The following is a 17,837-nucleotide window of genomic DNA, read 5'->3' as shown; positions in this document are numbered from 1 at the left end:
GCGTTTAATCAACTATTCAACCACCACAAGTTCTAATCCGCGCCATTGGTAAGCTTTTCTATCGTATTGCGCGGCGTTGAGGCGGACTTCTGTGGTGAGCGTTTGCGTATCGGGATGGAGTTTGAATACAGGGTAGTTTCCAACCTTCACATAACGCTTCTGCTCCTCCGAGTAGATCCAGTAATCCAGATAAAGATTGGCGGCCCCTAAGCTGGTGGTGACGGCGATATCCGCTTTGTTATCAAAGTTAATATCTTCGAACGATATATACCCTTTGTCTCCCGGCAAGAGTAATGCATCCGGCGATACGGTCAGAGTTTGCCGGCGCTTGCCCCGAGAGATGTTGATCGCAGAGATATGAAGCTCGTCGTCATTACTGAGATGGGTTGTCAGCGTTGCGGATATTTCATCGCCGCCGTCTTCAAAGTGACAGGTATCTATCTGCTCAGACTCAAATGCGCAAACCACTGGCGAGGCCTTCTGCTCCGGCTGATTTTGAGCCTGCGAGCAGGCGGCCAGGAAGATGGTTAATAGTATGTACACTTGTCGCATAATTTGACTCTAAGGCATGAGAAAGAATTTGGCGCGATCAAGATAGTCTCGCCTGTCCTGTAAACCAGTGTAACCACCGTTTACACGATAAGTAACTCCACGGAGATCATCTTTATCAGCTTTGATGTTTAAGCGACGCTTATTCCAAAACCACAGGCTTACATCCAATGCGTAGGCGGGAGTTAATGCCACTAATACCTCATTCCCCTTTTTCATGAGGTCTATTCTGGAATACTCGGCATACTCAGAGTAATTACTGCGACCGGTTAGCTGAATTAATCCTCGTCCTTTGAATCGAACACCATCGCCGGATTGTGTATTTCCGAGCGCTAGATTGCCCTCGTAATTGGCTCCACTGGCCAGTTCTTCTGTGTATCTAAAAGACAGACTTTCATGGCCGACTTGGGCGAGAAAGTGCGCAGTGCGAAGCGGTGAATTTATCAGGTATCGGGAAAGGTTATTTTGGAGTAAGGGAAAATACTTGTTAATTGTCGATGATTTCCCGTGCGCCATGATTGCCGTCAAAGCGTCTTCGCTTAATCCTTTCGTGACGCCCTGTTTTAGAGTTTTAAGTGTCTTTCCCTTTGGATCGACTTTTCCGTCAGGTTTGGATATTTGGACCGAGGATTTTTGAAATAACGTTATGGCCTGTATGGTTTTTTGGCCTATCTGTCCATCTATAGTTAACTTCGACTCTAAAAGAAAAGAGTCAGATGTATAAAGATTTAATGCTGCTTGAATGACTTTTACGTCTGTTTTTGAGTTGGTCCCGCGCAGGCCCACACTGCTCTTTATGCACATTGAATAACTTCCTTGTATGCGTAAGCGAATAGAAATCAAATTCTAAAAGGAACAGCTAAAACGGGTCACTCGGGTATAAGGTCTAATCTACATTGTCAGTAAGGCTTTAAGGTCTCCATTGACCTGCTTATCCCTAACGCGCCAGCGATCACTTTACCTACCTCCAACAACCTTCCATCACCGCCTTGTATACCGACGATTTGCAGTCCCACTGGCAGGTGTCCGGGGAGGGTGAGGGGGATGTTGAGTTGGGGGACGCCCAGGGTGTTCCAGACTTTGATCAGATCTGATGTGCCTGTGGTAAGAAGGCCTTCCGGGGCGGAGTGGGGCGTGCTGAGGGTGATGATGGCGTCGTAGTCGGCCATGAATTGAGGGTAGGCGTTTGCGGCGGCGGTGATTGCGGTTTTGGCCGCGAGTTCTTCGGCGAAGGTCAGGCGTAAGCCGTTCTCAATCATTTCCAGCGTTGAGGCGCTGAGCTGGTTGCGGCGGCTGGCGTATTCGTAAGCCAGTGCGCGGCTGCCCTCCCTGTCGTTAACGGTTTTATGGCAGTCGGCCAACTGCTTCAGGCTGAACGGCGTGGAGGTATTCTGAATGTGATGCCCTTGGGAGCGCAGCGTTAACAGGCTGGTGAGCAGCGCTTCCTTGACTGGCGTTTCCACGGTAGGCCAAAACTCGTCAATGACGCATGCCAGTCGGAGAGACCGGTTGATGGATGGCGTCCGCAGCGACAAGTAAGGCTCCAGCAGCACCTCCGCGAGTAACTGCAAATCATCCATGCTGCGTCCATACCAGCCGACGGTGTCGAAGCTGGGCGCCAGGGGTTTGACGCCTTCCAGAGAGACAATTCCGCGTGTTGGTTTGAAAGCGAACAGGCCGCAATAGGAGGCGGGCTTGAGCAAGGAGCCCGCTGTTTGCGAGCCCAGCGCCACCGGGAAAAATCCCGCCGCCAATCCTGCCGCGGAGCCGGCGCTGGAGCTGCCTGGCGTGTGATCCAGCGCGTGTGGATTGCGGGTTGGCCCGGTATGCATAAAGGCGAACTCAGTGGTCTCCGTTTTACCCATGACGATAGCGCCTTCTCGCCGTAGTCGCGCCACGACTGAGCAGTCTCGCGAGGGCAGGTGATCTCGATAGATAGGAGAGAAATACTCTGTCGCAAAATCGACAGTATCAAAGATGTCTTTTACGCCGATGGGGAGTCCGCTCAGCTTCCCTTTGTTTGGGCGGGAGTCTATCGCCTGCGCCTGTTGTAAAACTCTGTTTGGATCAAACGCTGCAAAGGCGCGGATGTCAGGCTCATAGCGAGTAATCTGAGCGATTAATGCTTCACATACTTCTTCCGCTGTGCATTCGCCACCCTGAATGGATTTCACCCATTGCGCGCCATCGTTGGTTAAAGGTAGGGACACTGTGTTTCTCCGTATGAATTTGGACGCCAGCGGAGTCACTTTATTGATTAATTTTTGGAATTTAAAACAATAAATTTTTAGCCTATTATCAAATTTTATTGATCAGTTTGATTATCCTGCGCTGTCTATCTACTTAGCTACAAAGGGCCAACCTGCGATGTTGAGAGAGCTTAAAACCTTTCTGGAAGTGACTAAGTGCGGCACATTCGCCGCCGCAGGCGATCGCATCGGTTTGACCCAGTCTGCGGTCAGCGCGCAGATGCAGCGCCTGGAAGAAGCATTGGGCTACTCATTGTTTGAACGCGCAGGACGGTCGGCGCAACTGACGGCGGAAGGGCGGGCTGCGATTGGTAGAGCAGAGCAGATTCTCGACTTGTTCGGCGGTATGTGCGAGGGGACGGAGCCTCGACCTGTGCGCGGTGAGGTTCGGCTTGGGTCGGTCTCCACGGCGCAGGCTGGTTTGCTGCCGGTAACGATGTCTCATTTGCGTCGGGCCGGAAGCGAGATATCGCTGCGAATTATACCCGGCTCATCGTTGCAGCTGCTGGCGCTGGTCGATAGCTGCGAAATCGATGCGGCGATATTAGTGGAGCCGCCTTTTGCCTTGCCTCGTGAGTTGAACTGGTCGCCCCTGGCGAATGAGCGATACGCGTTGATTGCGCCCCAGGAGGCGCAGGAAAGTGACTGGCGCGCGCTCCTGTCGGCGCATCGTTTTATCCGCTATGACCGAGGCGCATTTGGCGGTCGCCTGGTGGATCGCTTTCTACGCCGGCACCGTCTGCATGTGAATGATTGCGCGGAGATGGATGAGCTCACAGGGATCGCCAAAATGGTGGAGGAAGGATTGGGCGTCGCCTTGTTGCCGATCTCGCCAGGACTGGATGTCAGCCAAGTGCGTGTTTTTGAATTAAAGGGTGATGTTTTTTATCGACGTATTGGTGTGATTGAACGCTCAGAGCCTCGCTCCGCCGTATTCAGCCTGTTCTCTCGCGCTCTTGGCGAAGCCGCTCGCGAATTGTATGAAACAATCGACAGCCAAAAATAGAACGCTTTTTTTGACAATGATTACTACTTGCGTTCCTAACAATGTTTTACTTCTTTTAGCAGAACATGAGGCGAGAAAAACAATGCGATATATCACTCTTTCCAGTGTCTGATTAAAGTGACAAGTGGCAGTATTCTTGTCTTTAGTGTTCGATTTTCGCCCCTGAGCTCCAAAAGTATGTCACGGAGGGCATACAGTCTCTCTCTATATCCCGTGAACTTCCTCGCCTCTCAAACGTTGGGTTACATACCGACGTTAAATTAAAAATATGAACTATGCGTAATGGACTAGTCTTTATCCTGCTGGAGGCCCTGTGGTTTGTCGGTTTGCGCTGGGCCAGAGTGAAAATCAATCACAAAGGAAAAAAAGGATATGCAGTCAGTTAACGCGAAATTATCAGGTACGAGAAAGGAGCGCCGAAAGGTGAGTGGCATGACGGCGCTGGCCGCCATCATGTTTATGGGCTCGCCAGTTTTTGCGCAGGACTTGGTGGAAGCGGGCTGTATGGAGGAAACCGCGGGATTCAATGTGCAATGTTCGGCTAACGATATTCAGATAGCCGGCGTGGCCACGAACCCGGATGGAACGCCGCAACTTGAAATACTGGATGACGGTTGCGCTTATCAGGGAGATACGGTTGAGTTCACCGCTACATTTGAGTTGGTGTCGTCGGCGAAAGAACGACACGATATCGGCATCTACTTCGTCACTGACGGAGACCCGGAAGGGGATGGAGCCGTCAGTGGTTCATGCGCAATTTCCACATTGCCGTTTCAACCAGACCCTCCCTGGCTGGACTTGGACGGAACTGACGACCCTTTTCCTGGTACATCAGGGCCCTCAGGGGTGCAGGATACCTGTGGCGACATCGACAAGCCCGGGCATAATCCGCTGTATCCGACCATCACTATCACAGCAGTGTGTATTGACCCGGATGCCGATGGTAAGTTGAACCTGCCTTATTGCACCAGCTGGCGGCAGGCGGGGGCTAATGAGCTTTGCGTGACTCCCACGGATGCTTTCCCAGGATCGCCGTCGAAGTGTAAGTGTGACGAAGGTTTCAACGTGCCAATCGATGTGCCGCCAGCGGAACTGCTGGTGTCCAAAACTGCCTCGCCTACGACATTGACGGAGCCGGGCGGAACTGTGACGTTCTCCGTTTCAGTCACTAACGTGGGAGTTGATCCGTCTAACTCGGTGACAATGAATACGTTGACTGACGATATCTACGGCGACATCACCATGGCGGGACATGACGGCATAATCAGCACCACTTGCGCGACGCCGCAGACTATCCCGGCGGATGATCGCAATCCTGGCGGCGTGGACACCTATAGCTGTCAGTTCACCGCGCAGATCAATGCGAACGCCAACACTGTGGAGACCGATACGGTCACCGCCAGCGGCGTGGATAACAACGGCTACTCACTGTCGGGGCAGGATAGCGCGAGCGTCACCATTCTGGATTCGCCACCTGTGTTGGAAGTGGTCAAAACCGCTTCGCCTACACAGTTGTTGGAGCCCGGCGGTCCTGTCACTTTCACCGTCTCCGTGAAAAACACGAGTCCGGCGTCCAGCGATCCCATTACTCTGAGTTCATTAGTGGATAACATTCACGGTGACCTCAATGGCCAAGGCGACTGCCAGTCAGGTCTTGTCATTGCGCCGGGGCAGGAGTATCTGTGCTCCTTTACCACCAATGTCATGGGCAACGCAGGCAAATCGGAGACGGATACGGTCACCGCTTCCGGCGCGGATGACGAGGGCAATATGGTGAGCGCCAGCGACTCCGCAACCGTGGTGATCGTTAACGTGCCTTCGGAAATTTCGGTGACCAAAACCGCCGATCCAGAGCAGGTCGATGAGCCGGGAGGCAATGTCACCTATACCTATACTGTGACCAACCTGTCTACCGTCGATGCAGTGACCATTGAAAACCTGGACGACGACAAGCTGGGCGATTTGAACGGCATGGGCGACTGCGCGCTGCCGCAAATCCTGTACTCCTCACAATCCTTCACCTGTTCCGTGACCACCTTTGTCAGCGGCAACGGCAATACCTCGGTCACCAACGTGGTGCTGGCGCTTGGCGTGGATGATGACGGACAGGTGCTCAGCGCCATGAGCGACGCCACTGTCGACATCATCAATGCGCCGCCGGCGGCGACGCTTACCAAAACCGCGACGCGGGCGCTGGTGACGTTTGAAGTCACGGTGACCAATACCTCCGATGCTGAAGCGCTGACGGTCACCGCTCTGGTGGACGATATGCTCGGCGACGTAACGGTGGTGCAAGGCGATCTCTACAACACGACCTGTGTGACGCCGCAGGAACTGCAGCCCGCCGCGCAACCTGGAGACAGTTACACCTGTAGCTTCGAGGCCTGGGTGAACAGTGCGACCCATACCAATACCGTCACCGCAACGGTTGTGGATGACGATGGTTCAGCGCCAGTGTCGCCTTCGGATAGCGCAACGGTGACGTTGCAATAACGCTACATTCTTTATTCCGCTGAACAGGGCCGGGCGCATACCCGGCCCTTTGCCTTCTTTCTCTTTCCTTCTGCGCCTGATGACGAACAGGCTCGGTTGTCACTGCATTCTCCTGCATGTTATGTTCAGCGCCATTTGGCGTCGTCGGATTTTCTGGCGCTTTTTCTGCGCGGGCCTATGCTATTAGCGCGCATGGAAAAAGGATGTGCTTAAAACCGGCGCGTGGTCACTGCATCGAAAGGAGATAGTCAGATGCGGCTTCAGGCATTCATTGCTTCCTTTTTTATGATAAGTGTTTCCGTGGCGGCAACCGAGAGCGCTCCTGAGACGACGTCCTCGCCTGTGCAACCGCCTGCGCAGGAAAAATCAGCGTCACCCCCGGACTCCGGATTTATCCCTCCTGCGGAACAGGGCGTTATTTCGCACCGGGACATGGCGTACGTGAGTAACGGCCATGCGCAACAAAAGCTGGACCTGCACCTTCCTTCCGCCGGTAAAAATATCCCGCTGATTATCTGGATTCACGGCGGAGGTTGGATGAATGGCGATAAAACCCAGGGCGTTCCCATCGGCTACGTGGACGAAGGTTATGCCATCGCCAGCGTCAACTATCGGCTGAGTAATGTGGCTAAGTTTCCCGCCCAGTTAGAAGACGTTAAGGCGGCGGTGCGCTGGTTGCGCGCCAACGCTGGGAAATATGATATTGACCCTGAACGCATTGGCGTGTGGGGCGCTTCCGCCGGCGGCCATCTCGCCGCGTTGCTGGGAACGACGGGGGATATGGACGATTTTGATGTGGGTGAAAACCTGAATGTATCCAGCCGGGTGCAAGCGGTGGTGGATTACTTTGGCCCCACGGATTTCCTTCAAATAGACGATAACCGTCTGCCCGCCAGTGAGTCTCACAACAAAGCGGATTCTCCTGAGTCCCGTTTGATTGGCGGCGCGATACAGGACAACAAGGATAAGGTCGAGCGGGCCAATCCGATCACCTATGTCAACGAAGGCGACGCGCCTTTCCTGATTGTGCATGGCGACGCAGACCCCATCGTTCCTCATCATCAAAGCCAACTGCTGGAGGCGGCGTTGAAAGCGGCGGAAGTGCCGGTGTCCTTTTACACGGTAAAAGGCGGGCAACATGGCCGTTTCAATGACGCCAAAGTGATCGAGCTGACCAAGGCGTTTTTCACCAAGCACCTGAAGCCGGTAGGCTATTGGGCGTTGAACTGAGCTTGGGCGAAGCGGGGGCGTGATGAAAACTGTCTATTGCGCGATTTCCTTTCATGGTTTCGGGCATCTGGCGCAAGTAGCGCCGGTGCTGAATCGCCTGATGAGTGAGCGTTCGGATATCGAACTGATCATTCAAAGCGAAGCGCCACTGTCGATACTGCAAACCTGGCTGCAGCGCCCGTTTCGTCATGTCATTCGGCAAACGGATTTGGGCATGCCCATGTTCGACGCTCTCAAGGTCAATGTTCAGGCCACTTACGACGCGTATCTGAATGAACATGAGATGTGGGCGGAGACGCTGGCGGCGGAAACCGCGCATTTGCGTGAGCAGAAGCCGGATTTGGTGCTAACCAATATCAGCTATCGATTATCCGCCGCAGCGGGAGAGCTGGGTATACCTTCCATGCACTTCTGCTCACTGAACTGGGCCGATATTTTTCTTTCCTACTGTCACGAAAGGCCCAGAAGTCGAGAGATATACGAGTGGCTATGCGCTTCCTATAACCAGGCGCTGGCGTTTTTGCGGGTGACTCCTGGGATGCCGATGACGGGCATGGCCCATGTTAAGTCAATCGGGCCGATATCGCGGTCCGGTCGCAGATGCGATTTGCGTGAGGCGTTGCAGCGCCCGGACGCAGACAGATTTGTGTTGGTGTCTATGGGTGGTATGCCTTACGCCATCCCCTTTCACGACTGGCCAGTCACTCCAGGGCTGGTTTGGTTGACGGGGGGGGCGGTAAACGGCCGGGATGACTTTATCTGCTACAAAGACTTCCCAATACCACATATCGATCTTCTCGCCAGCTGCGACGCCGTCGTCACCAAACCCGGCTACGGCACGCTGGCGGAGGCGGCGGTGAATCAAACGCCGGTGCTATACCTGCCGCGCCGGGATTGGCCGGAAGAGCCCTTTCAGATTGAATGGCTGCAACAACATGTCCCATGCCAGGAAATTGATGAAAAGCAGTTATTCAATGGCGCAATTGTGGATGAGCTGAATCAGATCTGTGCTGCGCCACCCATGAACCCTCCGGCTTTGAAGGGAATTGACGAGGCTGTCACCGAGATTCTCGCCTTATTGCCCTGAGGGCTATAAGAAAACGTAAAACGTAAAACGTAAAACGTAAAACGTAAAAGGGGCGCTAGCGCCCCTTTATTGTTTGCGGTCGTTTTATGCTGCGCGTTTCAGGCTTGGTTTCAATATTAACATGGCAATGATATTGGCATGTTAATCATCAGGCGCATGGACGCGCCTGCGCGGCGTTAAGCCGCGGGAGACAGGGCCTGACCTGTGCAGGCCCTGTCGTTGCAGACAAATAGAAGGAAGCTATTTGTCTGCCTGATTAATAGTTGAACACGTCGCCCAGCGCATCGCCGGGGCCTGGTTGAAACAGCTGTCCCGCCGCCGGACTGTAGGCGTAGAAGCGATGGCGCAACGTTTGTACTTGCGCATAATGCGATGCCGGGTGAGTGATGCTGTAACGGTACGAACCGTCGCTGTTGGCGGTTTCCTGTGCGCCGTTCTGTAAGCCGCCATCCGCTTTCAGCAAGGGCGCCCAGAAATAGCCAGGGCCGCCGTTTTTCTCCACAAATAACTGTACGCGCTCCATCTTGCTGGCGAATGTGATGGAGTAGGTGACGCTACCATCCGCGTTCTTTGTAATGCCCTGTGGCTGAGGATCTGGCCCGGGCGCGTCGCCGCCCACTTTCACGTTGACCTGCGCCGCGCCTACAAACTGATGATCGGCATTCGCCAGCTTCACGGCGATGGTGTGTTCGCCATCGGAGAGTCCAGAAATGGCGATAGGGGAGGCGTCATAGCGCTCGCCCTGATCGACGCCATCCACGAACCAATGCAGATGACGACCCTTAACGTTCATTTCCCAGTTGCGCAGCGTGAACGCCAGATCGAAATTGCTCTCCACCTGGCTGCCCTGGGCCGGTGAGACAATTGATGCGGATGGCGTTTTTACAGCGGGGCCGCCATCTGCGACAGGATCAACAAATGGGAAGCGGGTGTATGCGATCAGGTCTTCGCGCTCAGCGGGCGACATGGCGGAGAAGGCGTCGCGAGAGGCGGCGGCTTCACCACCGTGCCACATAATCGCTTCTTCGATAGAGGTGGCGCGACCATCATGCAGATAGCGGGCATTGCCGTTAACTTCCGCGAAGTGGCCTATCGCCCATAGCGGCGGCGTTCTCCACTCGTAACCGGTAGCGGCGTATTCCGGGCGCTTGTCAGCAAGATCCGGGCCCATGTCGTGCAACAGGAAATCGGAGAAGGGTTGTATAACCTGGTTGCGGAGCGAGGCGACTTCAAAGTCTGGCGAAGTGGTCATGGTGGGAATGTGGCAGCCGCTGCAGTTGGCTTCTTTGAATAGCTCTTTGCCCCGTAGCTTGCTGGCCTGGGACGTCTCGTCGGCAAAAAACTCCAGGTTGGGCGGCACGGCGAGATGGCGCACGTAGGATTCTATTTTGTGTAAATCCTCCATGGAAAACTCTGCGCCGTTTCCGAAGATGGGGTTGGTGATTCCCATGTCTTCATGGGCCGCCTTGGCGGTCTGTTGTAAGACGGTGGGTTGCCCGGCCTTCCAGCCATATTTGCCCAGACGCATGGTTTGTGACTGCCTGCCCCACACGTAATTGGCTTTGCCGGAAATACCGTCGCCATTGGCGTCATCGGGATCGGCGAAAGCTAATATGGTGGCGTCGGAGATTGCGTCGATCAAACCCATACCGGTCAACTGCGGCGCAATACGGGGTGAAAATAGAATATCGCCGCTATTGATGGGAGAGTCCAGCGTCCAATCGTAAACAGGCTTGTGCAGGGTGTAAGCGCCGCCGCCAATATGGTTGCGGGTAATGTTTTGGTACGTCACGGTCGCCTGACCCTCGCCGGCGCCGCCATTCACGCCTTTATCCTGTAGCTGTCCCCCGTAAGCAGGGTGCGGCGCAGGTCCGCCGTGAGCGTCGCTTCCCTCAATGCTTAGAGCCAACAGCATGGATTGCATCGGCTGGCCGGGCTCAGGAGGCGTTCCGCGACCGTCATTGGTGTGACAGGCGAAACAGGAGCTGTTGTTGAACTGAGGCCCCAGTTGGTTCGCCAGCGTGACTGGCGTGCGCGCCCGTTGGGGGAAGTCGATATATTGCTTGGGAGAGGGCTGGTCGCCGATGCAGTCGTATTTTGTCTGCGGCGCATGCAGGGCGATATCTGGATTGCTCTCGCCAAAGTCGGTATCGAAAAGAGTTTTCCCCGCCAGGAAGTTTTTCATTTCCTGACCGCCGATATTCACTAAATGCTGGGCGAACAGAAACTGCTTGTCCTGAATAATATTTGGCGTGGTGGAGCCGCCGGGTGAAAAATAGGGATGTTGGCGCTCCTGAGATAGGTGTCCCTCGCCGATGCGGATACGGAAAATATCGTTGTAGTACTGCTGATCTGTGCTGGCGCGCTTGAACGTCCACTCCAGATCAATCAGCTGGCCCTCTGTGACGTCATTAATGACATAGCGCCAGGTGTTGGCGTTGACCTGCTCCATGTCGCCGCCTTGATCAAATTCCGCGCGATAGCAGACATCCTGCTTGTTCAGTGGGTCAGGCGCGCCGATGTGGTCGCTCCAACGAATATCGCCGTTATCGGTAGGATCGTCGGTCACGACAGTCATTTCCAGGCGGTCGCCCCAGTCTTTGAAGGTGGCGATGTAACTGGTGCCGCTGGTGTAGCCGGCGACATAGTGATCAAAACGGCCTTCGCCCTCATGCCTATCGCGAAAACGGCCGCCGAAGGTAAAGGTAAGAGGGTAGGCGGGCTTTGAGAAACCTTCGCCGACTTTGTATTTGAACCAGCCGCTATCCACCGGCAGTTCTGCGAACTGGGCGTCCAGCACCTGGGTGTAGTAGTACTCAATGCGGTCGCCGTCGTTTAATCCGGAAATCTGGGCCTCAAAATCGGTCTGCGAAGCTGTTTCCGTCAGCTCTTCAACCTGTATTTGCGAGCCATTGATGCGGTAGTTGATATATACCCGCTCCGTGGGTGAGCGCAGGTTGAGGGCTTGAGGAGAGTGGAAGCGCAGCATGGCTGAGCCGCCATTCATCTGAAGTGTTTGAGTGAACTCGCGAGGGTCGCCGGGATCAGCGGCGTAGGCGGTTCCTGAAAGCAGCAGTAGAGTCGTCAGCAGCTTGTCCATGATGGAGTTTTTGGTTTTCATAGGCGGTCTCTTTATGAAAGCGTTACCATTTTGTCTTAAGGAAAGCGCATACATCTAAAGCTATCCCTGTTTGGTATTGGCCAGTTCAGGCTTATACAACGCTCAGGCGGTGAGATGAATCGGTAATCCGGACTAGCATTTTCCTTCATGCCAGACGCAAGCGTTGACGGAACTGGCGATGTTTGTTCCTTTTAATATTTATTTTCAAATAGTTATCTCCATGTTGCCTCCTTGTTAATCCGTTATTAACTCTTGTCTCAAGCGTCCTGATTTTTATGAATTTTGTGAAAGCGTTTTCATAGTGGTGTTAAGTATAGTCGTTATTACGAGACACGAGACTATTAGTCAGGCAGACAAATAGCTTCCTTCTATTTGTCTGCAACGACAGGGCCTGCACATGTCAGGCCCTGTCTCCCGCGGCTTAACGCCGCGCAGGCGCGTCCATGCGCCTGATGATTAACATGCCAATATCATTGCCATATTAATGGTTGAAAGTGGATTAGGATATTGTTGGTTATTTATTTGGATAATTTTTTATTTTTATAGATATAAAATCCATTTTTTGAAAACTCCCATTTCTCCATGGGAAATCAAGAAATAAAAATATAGTTGTTTAATATCAATTGGTTAAAAATATTTTCAGACTTTTTTGAAAAGTTGGCATGTGGGCTGCAATACATCTGGAAAGTAAACAAACAATGTCTTGGAGCACTGCGACACAGACTGGTTATCAGACCAGGCAGCAGTGAAATTCAGTAAAGCCGAATGTATTGTCGGCGGGAGTAAAGAAATGGCGAGTAAAACACTATTCAACACCCAGCGCGGAAATATGGCGCCTGCGGCGGACACCCTTAATCAGGCCGGCGGCCTGGCTTATAAATATTCCGCAGAGCATGCGCTGGCGCAATACGCGGTGACCGGATGTTTCACCAGCACATTCTATGCTTCCGCTGAAGATCAGTTGGAGAAAGTCATGGAGTTCGCCGCTCAAGTGGAGCCGGAGTTTATCGCAAAATTGGCGGTGTTCGCTCGGGAGCGGGGCTTCATGAAAGATATGCCGGCGTTGTTGACCGCCATTCTGACAGTGCGGGCGCCGGAAATGGTTCCCGCCGTGTTCAAGCGGGTCATCGATAACGGCCGTATGGTGAGAAACTTTGTACAGATCATGCGTTCCGGCGTGGTCGGGCGTAAATCTCTGGGAACCATGTCCAAGCGGCTGGTGAAAGAGTGGATTAACGCCCGCGGCGAGTCTTCTTTGTTCATGGATTCTGTCGGCGCGTCGCCTTCGATGAAGGATGTCATCAAGATGGTGCGTCCAAAGCCGGAAAGCCTGATGCGGCAAGCTCTGTACGGTTATTTGATCGATAGAGAATACGATGCGGAGAAGCTGCCGCAGGTAGTGCGGGATTATGAGGCCTTTAAGGCGGATCAGTCCCAGCCGCTGCCGAAAGTGGAGTTTCGGTTGCTGACGGCTCTGAACCTGACGCAGGCGCATTGGGCGGGCATCGCCCGCAATGCGGGATGGCAGATGACGCGGATGAACTTGAATACCTTTGCGCGGCAGGGTGTGTTCAATGAAAAAGGTATGGATCGTGTGATCGCTAACCGTCTGCGTGATGAGAACGCCATTCGCAAGGCCAAGGCGTTTCCGTACCAATTGATGGCTGCCTACACCATGGCGGGCGAAGGTGTGCCTAAAATGGTGACGGAGTCCTTGCAGGATGCGATGGAAATCGCGCTGCAGAATGTGCCGACGCTGGAAGGTCGGGTTGTCGTGCTGCCGGATACCAGCGGGTCTATGACTCAGTCGGTGTCAGGTTATCGTCCGGGCGCCTCCAGTAAGGTGCGGTGTATCGATGTCGCCGCTTTGGTGGCTGCGGCTATCCTGGCGAAAAACAAGGATGCGGAGATTCTCCCGTTTGCGACCTCTGTGCATCAGGTGCGTTTGAATCCCCGGGATTCGGTGATGACCAACGCGACCAAGCTGGCGCAACTGGGCGGCGGCGGAACGAATTGCTCCGCGCCTCTGGTAGAGCTGAACCGGCGCAAAGCGGAGGTGGATACGGTGGTCTTCGTTAGCGATAACGAGTCATGGATTGATACGAACAGCCGTTATGCGGGGTACAACTCAGGGACGGCGGTTATGCAGGAGTGGCTGAAGCTGAAGCAGCGCAACCCCAAAGCCAAAATGGTGTGTATCGATGTTGTGCCCAATGCGTACACCCAGGCGATGGAGCGCGATGACATCCTGAACGTGGGAGGATTCTCCGATCAGGTGTTCACAGTGATGAAGTCCTTTTTGAGCGATAACCCAAAGACCTGGGTGCGCGCCATCAAGGAAATCGAACTGTAGCCAGGGATCTTGGCGGAGAAAAAGGCCGTCTGCGGGCGGCCTGATTTGAAGGCTTAGATTTTGATATCGGCGAATGCTTGTATGACTCCATACCCGGGTTCGAGTCCCGGTGGCCGGGCGCGGCTATAGCTCAGTTGGCAGAGCGCGCGTCATACCAAACTATTGTCGTCGGTAGGAAAGGATTATGAGTGCGTTTCCCCGTTGCGCGAATGTAATGGAAGAGCGCTTTATGGAGATATTAGTAAGAGTTTTCAGGCTTAAACGGCGAATGCAAGTATGACTACATTAACCATTTGGTCCCGGGTTCGAGTCCCGGCGGTCTACGACCGTAGCTCAGCTGGTAGAGCAGATGACCTGTCATGCGCCCTTATTGTCGCCGTGTTTTTTAAGGCCAAATGCCGGTCAGGATTACATCCAAAAACATCCTGACCACAACTTGTTGGCCGCCCAATGTTGATTTTGGCGAATGCCAGTGGGATTACATCGCTGTTAACGACCAGGTTGCGGGTTCGAGTCCCGTTCGCGCGGAAGTCTTGCGCGGTAGCTCAATTGGATAGAGCAGGAATATATCTCACATACATTTGTCGCTGAAGGGAAGGGCTCGTGAGAGCGCTTCCCCATGACAAAAACGTTATGGGAAAGCGCTTTGCTGTTAATAATCAGGAGTTTTTAAAGTTAAACCGGCGAATGCCTGTATGACTACATAGGAGCGCGAGGTCCCGGGTTCGAGTCCCGGCGGTTGGCTGACAACCGTAGCGCAGTGGTAGCGCGAGCGTAGATGTCATACGACCTTTTTGTCGCTGGTCTTTTTAGGCCAAATGCTGGTCAGGATTACATTTTTCCCAAATAGCTTCCTGGCTGTTTTTTGTTGGCCGCCTTATTTGAGTTTTGGCGAATGCCTGTGTGACTACACCACTTTTAATGACCAGGTCGCGGGTTCGAGTCCCGCCCACGCTTAAAATGGCGTGGTAGCTCAGTCGGGAGAGCAGGACTGTCACACACACTCTCGTCGCCGAAGGGAAAGGCTTGCAAGAGCGTTTCCCCGTAATGAGTAAATTATGGGAAAGCGCTTTTGCATCTGATGCAAGAGTTCTTTGGTGAGTCGGCGAATGCCCGTATGACTACATCGGGGCTGCGAATTTCCGGGTTCGAATCCCGGCGACTGTTTACAGTTGTGGCCCATTGGTAAAGGCGCGCGGTATATGCGTCATACAAACTTTTGTCGCCGACTTTTTAGGCCAAATACTTTGCAGGGCTACATATTCCGTGCCTTGCGCTACGCTTGTTGGCCGCTTTTGCTCTTTTTAGCGAATGCGTATAAGACTACATACTGAAACCATGCTGCGTCTTATGCATTTTTGTCGCTGAAGGGAAGCGCTCACAAGAGCGCTTCTCCATAACGCCAGGGCTGAGGAATATCCTGGGCCTTAGCTTTGGCGTATATGGAAAAGCGTTTGGGTTTGCGCTGACGAATGCCTGTATGACTACATTGATTCGCGAGGTCCCGGGTTCGAGCCCCGGCAGTCTGTGATGACTGTAGCTCAGTTGGTAGAGCTCGCGAGATTGTCATGCAAATATTTGTCGTCGGCTTTCTTCTCTCATTCCGATCTCTCCTGCTTAGTTTCATTGTCTCTAATACTGTAAATTGTCTGTCTGAAACTTATTCGATATCAGAGTGTGAAGATGAAGACGATTATTGTGGCGGTATTGTGCCTCTTGCTGGGATTTGGAGTGGGATATCTTATGCAATGGAGTGAGTTCGCCGGGCGGCTTGAAGACGCCGTCAGTCGTGAAGTTGCCTTACTGATGCGGTTTCCGGTTCCTTCTTGTGACGAAGTGGTGAAGAAAAGCGACATGCAGGTCAGTGATGCCCAAGGCGCAGATCACTCATTCTGGTTTTATGAGAAGAGCAGCGATAAGTTGCGAAGGGTGGTTGTCTCCGCTGATCTCGTTGTCGCCCATGAAGAAATGTCGTTAGGTTGTAAGCAGCGCTGATCGGAGCTTCGCATAGATAGGGGTTGAGCGCAGAGTCACCTGACCATGGATTTATGGACGGTTAATCTCAACGATATGCCAGGTGACGTCGGTATAAGTGACCTTGGTATCCGCTATCGCTGCAACAGGGGCGTTGATGCTGTCTTTCAGGTAGTCAGCGATGATGAGCTGGGTGTTGGCCAGTGTTTCCTCCAGCGTGCCTCCCACGCCGCAAACCAGAAGTCCGGGTATCGACGAGAAGTAATCCGCTTTCTCACTTTGCTTGACTGCGACCCGGAAAACTAACTTGGTCATAGCACTCTCAGTTCTTGTAATAATGTAGAGTCATGGTATCCGAAGGCGGCGGGTTTCTCCGATAATTATTTCGCGCTTATTTGTGAAACTTTGTTAAATAAAAGGCCAATAAATAGACTTTTCCTGCACGTTGGTCGCTAAATCGACAACTTTACTGGTATTGCCATGAAACGCCCCATGAACGGGGCGTTTAACGCTATATAAATACGGCCTTGACTGGGCTTTTTAATAACTGTTTTTCTCTGCGGGATTTTCGCTCAGATATTGCACAAACTCCCACTCGATTCCGTTAGGGTCGAAATAGTAGGCTCTACGGCGAAACGGATGCGCTTCTGTTTCATAACCGTCGTAGCCGCGTTGCTGCAAGCGGCCCGTCACGCCATCGAGATCCTCCACCACCATGCCAATATGGTTAATGCCGTCGTTGATATAGCGGGTGCTGACATCGCTCAGATGGTTATCACACTGCTGTAGCGCGAAGTAGAAACGGTCATTGCCCACATGAGCCCATCTGCCGTTTTGGTTCATCAGATTGCCTTCGCCCCGTAATGCAAAGTCGGGGAAAGCGGCTTGTAAAAACTCCATGGACTTTTCGATGGAGTCAACGGTGATGTTGGCGTGCTCCAGATACATAGTTCGTCCTCTATTGTCGCCCCATACAGGGACGTATTTGTTGTCAGATTTATTTAGTAAAGCGTTTGCTTTACAAATAGATTATTCTCGTTCTCGTCTTTAGTAAAGCTATTGCTTTACTAAATTTTTCCTATCAACGTATACTGAGGCGCTATCCATTTATTGTAGGAGCGAGACTTCTTTGACGACGCAGGAAGACAGCGGCGAGCGCATTCTGTATTTGATTAAATCCCGAGGGCCGGCCAGCGCTCCTGAGCTGAGCGCATTGTTGGGCATGACCACTATGGGCGCGCGGCAACATATAGCCAGGCTGGAGCAGGAAGGCCTTTTGTATAGCGTGGAGGAAAGAAAAGCGCGAGGTCGCCCGGTGGCGAAGTGGCGTCTGACGGAAAAGGCGCAAAGCCGGTTTCCGGATAGTCACGCCAATCTGACTGTCGACTTGATCGCATCCACCCGTGAAGTGTTTGGGGAAGAGGGGCTGGAAAAGCTCATTGAGGCGCGCAACGCCAAACAACTGCAGAGCTACTTAACTGCGCTATCTGTGTATCCTGATGTAGCGGAGCGAATCGCCAAACTGGCGGAGCTGCGGAGCGCGGAAGGGTATATGGCGGACGCTTTTTTTGAGCAGGACGAAGGGGTTTGGTATCTGGTGGAAAACCATTGTCCTGTTTGCGTGGCGGCGCAGCATTGTCAGGGATTATGTCGAGCGGAGCTGCAAAATTTCCAGCGCTGTTTTGAAGAGCTTGCAACGGTGGAGCGTACGGAACATGTGTTGAAAGGCGCGCGTCGCTGTTGTTACCGGTTTACTCTGAAAGCTTGACCGTGAG

General features: G+C 53.1%; 13 protein-coding genes. 7 read left to right on the top strand and 6 right to left on the bottom strand.

What is annotated here, in order from left to right; all coding sequences use genetic code 11:
* Positions 1-12: 12 nt before the first annotated feature.
* The 3 genes from EUZ85_RS25355 to EUZ85_RS25345 all read right to left on the bottom strand — a co-directional run bounded on the left by EUZ85_RS25355 (position 13) and on the right by EUZ85_RS25345 (position 2,759).
* Positions 13-552: a hypothetical protein gene (locus EUZ85_RS25355; protein WP_127972933.1), complete on the bottom strand. Its 540-nt coding sequence runs from the start codon at positions 550-552 to the stop codon at positions 13-15.
* Between the two features lie 9 nt (positions 553-561).
* Entirely contained in the window at positions 562-1,353 is a 792-nt protein-coding gene (locus EUZ85_RS25350) for a chitinase (RefSeq protein WP_127972932.1), read from the bottom strand.
* 95 nt (positions 1,354-1,448) lie between these two features.
* The gene (locus EUZ85_RS25345) at positions 1,449-2,759 is read right to left on the bottom strand and encodes an amidase (protein ID WP_206617950.1); all 1,311 of its coding nucleotides are present in this window, start codon (positions 2,757-2,759) and stop codon (positions 1,449-1,451) included.
* Positions 2,760-2,916: 157 nt separating this feature from the next.
* Between EUZ85_RS25345 and EUZ85_RS25340 the strand changes: the two genes are divergently transcribed.
* The 4 genes from EUZ85_RS25340 (at position 2,917) to EUZ85_RS25325 (ending at position 8,614) form a co-directional block, all read left to right on the top strand.
* The gene (locus EUZ85_RS25340) at positions 2,917-3,804 is read left to right on the top strand and encodes a LysR family transcriptional regulator (protein ID WP_127972931.1); all 888 of its coding nucleotides are present in this window, start codon (positions 2,917-2,919) and stop codon (positions 3,802-3,804) included.
* Between the two features lie 423 nt (positions 3,805-4,227).
* Entirely contained in the window at positions 4,228-6,297 is a 2,070-nt protein-coding gene (locus tag EUZ85_RS25335) for a hypothetical protein (RefSeq protein ID WP_164887353.1), read from the top strand.
* 300 nt (positions 6,298-6,597) lie between these two features.
* A complete protein-coding gene (locus EUZ85_RS25330; protein ID WP_241566861.1) occupies positions 6,598-7,527 on the top strand; it encodes an alpha/beta hydrolase in 930 nt (309 codons plus the stop codon).
* 22 nt (positions 7,528-7,549) lie between these two features.
* Complete coding sequence (locus tag EUZ85_RS25325; RefSeq protein WP_127972928.1) at positions 7,550-8,614, top strand: glycosyltransferase; 1,065 nt, start codon at positions 7,550-7,552, stop codon at positions 8,612-8,614.
* Positions 8,615-8,870: 256 nt separating this feature from the next.
* Here the strand turns inward: EUZ85_RS25325 and EUZ85_RS25320 are convergent, their stop codons facing one another.
* Entirely contained in the window at positions 8,871-11,735 is a 2,865-nt protein-coding gene (locus EUZ85_RS25320) for a di-heme oxidoredictase family protein (protein WP_164887352.1), read from the bottom strand.
* A gap of 790 nt (positions 11,736-12,525) precedes the next feature.
* On the opposite strand from EUZ85_RS25320, the gene EUZ85_RS25315 reads away from it, so the two are divergent.
* Both EUZ85_RS25315 and EUZ85_RS25310 read left to right on the top strand, forming a co-directional pair.
* Positions 12,526-14,088 carry a TROVE domain-containing protein gene (locus EUZ85_RS25315; protein WP_127972926.1) on the top strand — a complete coding sequence of 521 codons (1,563 nt, stop codon included), beginning with the start codon at positions 12,526-12,528 and terminating at the stop codon, positions 14,086-14,088.
* Positions 14,089-15,771: 1,683 nt separating this feature from the next.
* Entirely contained in the window at positions 15,772-16,083 is a 312-nt protein-coding gene (locus EUZ85_RS25310; RefSeq protein WP_127972925.1) for a hypothetical protein, read from the top strand.
* A gap of 51 nt (positions 16,084-16,134) precedes the next feature.
* On the opposite strand, the gene EUZ85_RS25305 is transcribed toward EUZ85_RS25310, so the two are convergent.
* Entirely contained in the window at positions 16,135-16,377 is a 243-nt protein-coding gene (locus EUZ85_RS25305; protein WP_011395499.1) for a hypothetical protein, read from the bottom strand.
* Between the two features lie 225 nt (positions 16,378-16,602).
* Positions 16,603-17,010 (bottom strand): VOC family protein, encoded by a 408-nt coding sequence (locus EUZ85_RS25300; protein WP_127972924.1) that lies wholly within the window; start codon positions 17,008-17,010, stop codon positions 16,603-16,605.
* 181 nt (positions 17,011-17,191) lie between these two features.
* On the opposite strand from EUZ85_RS25300, the gene EUZ85_RS25295 reads away from it, so the two are divergent.
* Complete coding sequence (locus EUZ85_RS25295; protein WP_127972923.1) at positions 17,192-17,830, top strand: metalloregulator ArsR/SmtB family transcription factor; 639 nt, start codon at positions 17,192-17,194, stop codon at positions 17,828-17,830.
* Positions 17,831-17,837: the final 7 nt, after the last annotated feature.

It is taken from the genome of Hahella sp. KA22, assembly GCF_004135205.1.
In the GTDB taxonomy this organism is placed as follows: Bacteria; Pseudomonadota; Gammaproteobacteria; order Pseudomonadales; family Oleiphilaceae; genus Hahella.
The sequence above is the reverse complement of the archived record's forward strand: the minus strand, read 5'-3'. Positions and strand labels throughout refer to the sequence as shown.

Bases quoted from the DNA above. Each gene is read 5' to 3' on its own strand.
- EUZ85_RS25320 (WP_164887352.1), bottom strand. From the start codon at position 11,735: ATGAAAACCAAAAACTCCATCATGGACAAGCTGCTGACGACTCTACTG.
- EUZ85_RS25305 (WP_011395499.1), bottom strand. From the start codon at position 16,377: ATGACCAAGTTAGTTTTCCGGGTCGCAGTCAAGCAAAGTGAGAAAGCG.
- EUZ85_RS25310 (WP_127972925.1), top strand. From the start codon at position 15,772: ATGAAGACGATTATTGTGGCGGTATTGTGCCTCTTGCTGGGATTTGGA.
- EUZ85_RS25300 (WP_127972924.1), bottom strand. From the start codon at position 17,010: ATGTATCTGGAGCACGCCAACATCACCGTTGACTCCATCGAAAAGTCC.
- EUZ85_RS25350 (WP_127972932.1), bottom strand. From the start codon at position 1,353: ATGTGCATAAAGAGCAGTGTGGGCCTGCGCGGGACCAACTCAAAAACA.
- EUZ85_RS25355 (WP_127972933.1), bottom strand. From the start codon at position 552: ATGCGACAAGTGTACATACTATTAACCATCTTCCTGGCCGCCTGCTCG.
- EUZ85_RS25315 (WP_127972926.1), top strand. From the start codon at position 12,526: ATGGCGAGTAAAACACTATTCAACACCCAGCGCGGAAATATGGCGCCT.
- EUZ85_RS25325 (WP_127972928.1), top strand. From the start codon at position 7,550: ATGAAAACTGTCTATTGCGCGATTTCCTTTCATGGTTTCGGGCATCTG.
- EUZ85_RS25340 (WP_127972931.1), top strand. From the start codon at position 2,917: ATGTTGAGAGAGCTTAAAACCTTTCTGGAAGTGACTAAGTGCGGCACA.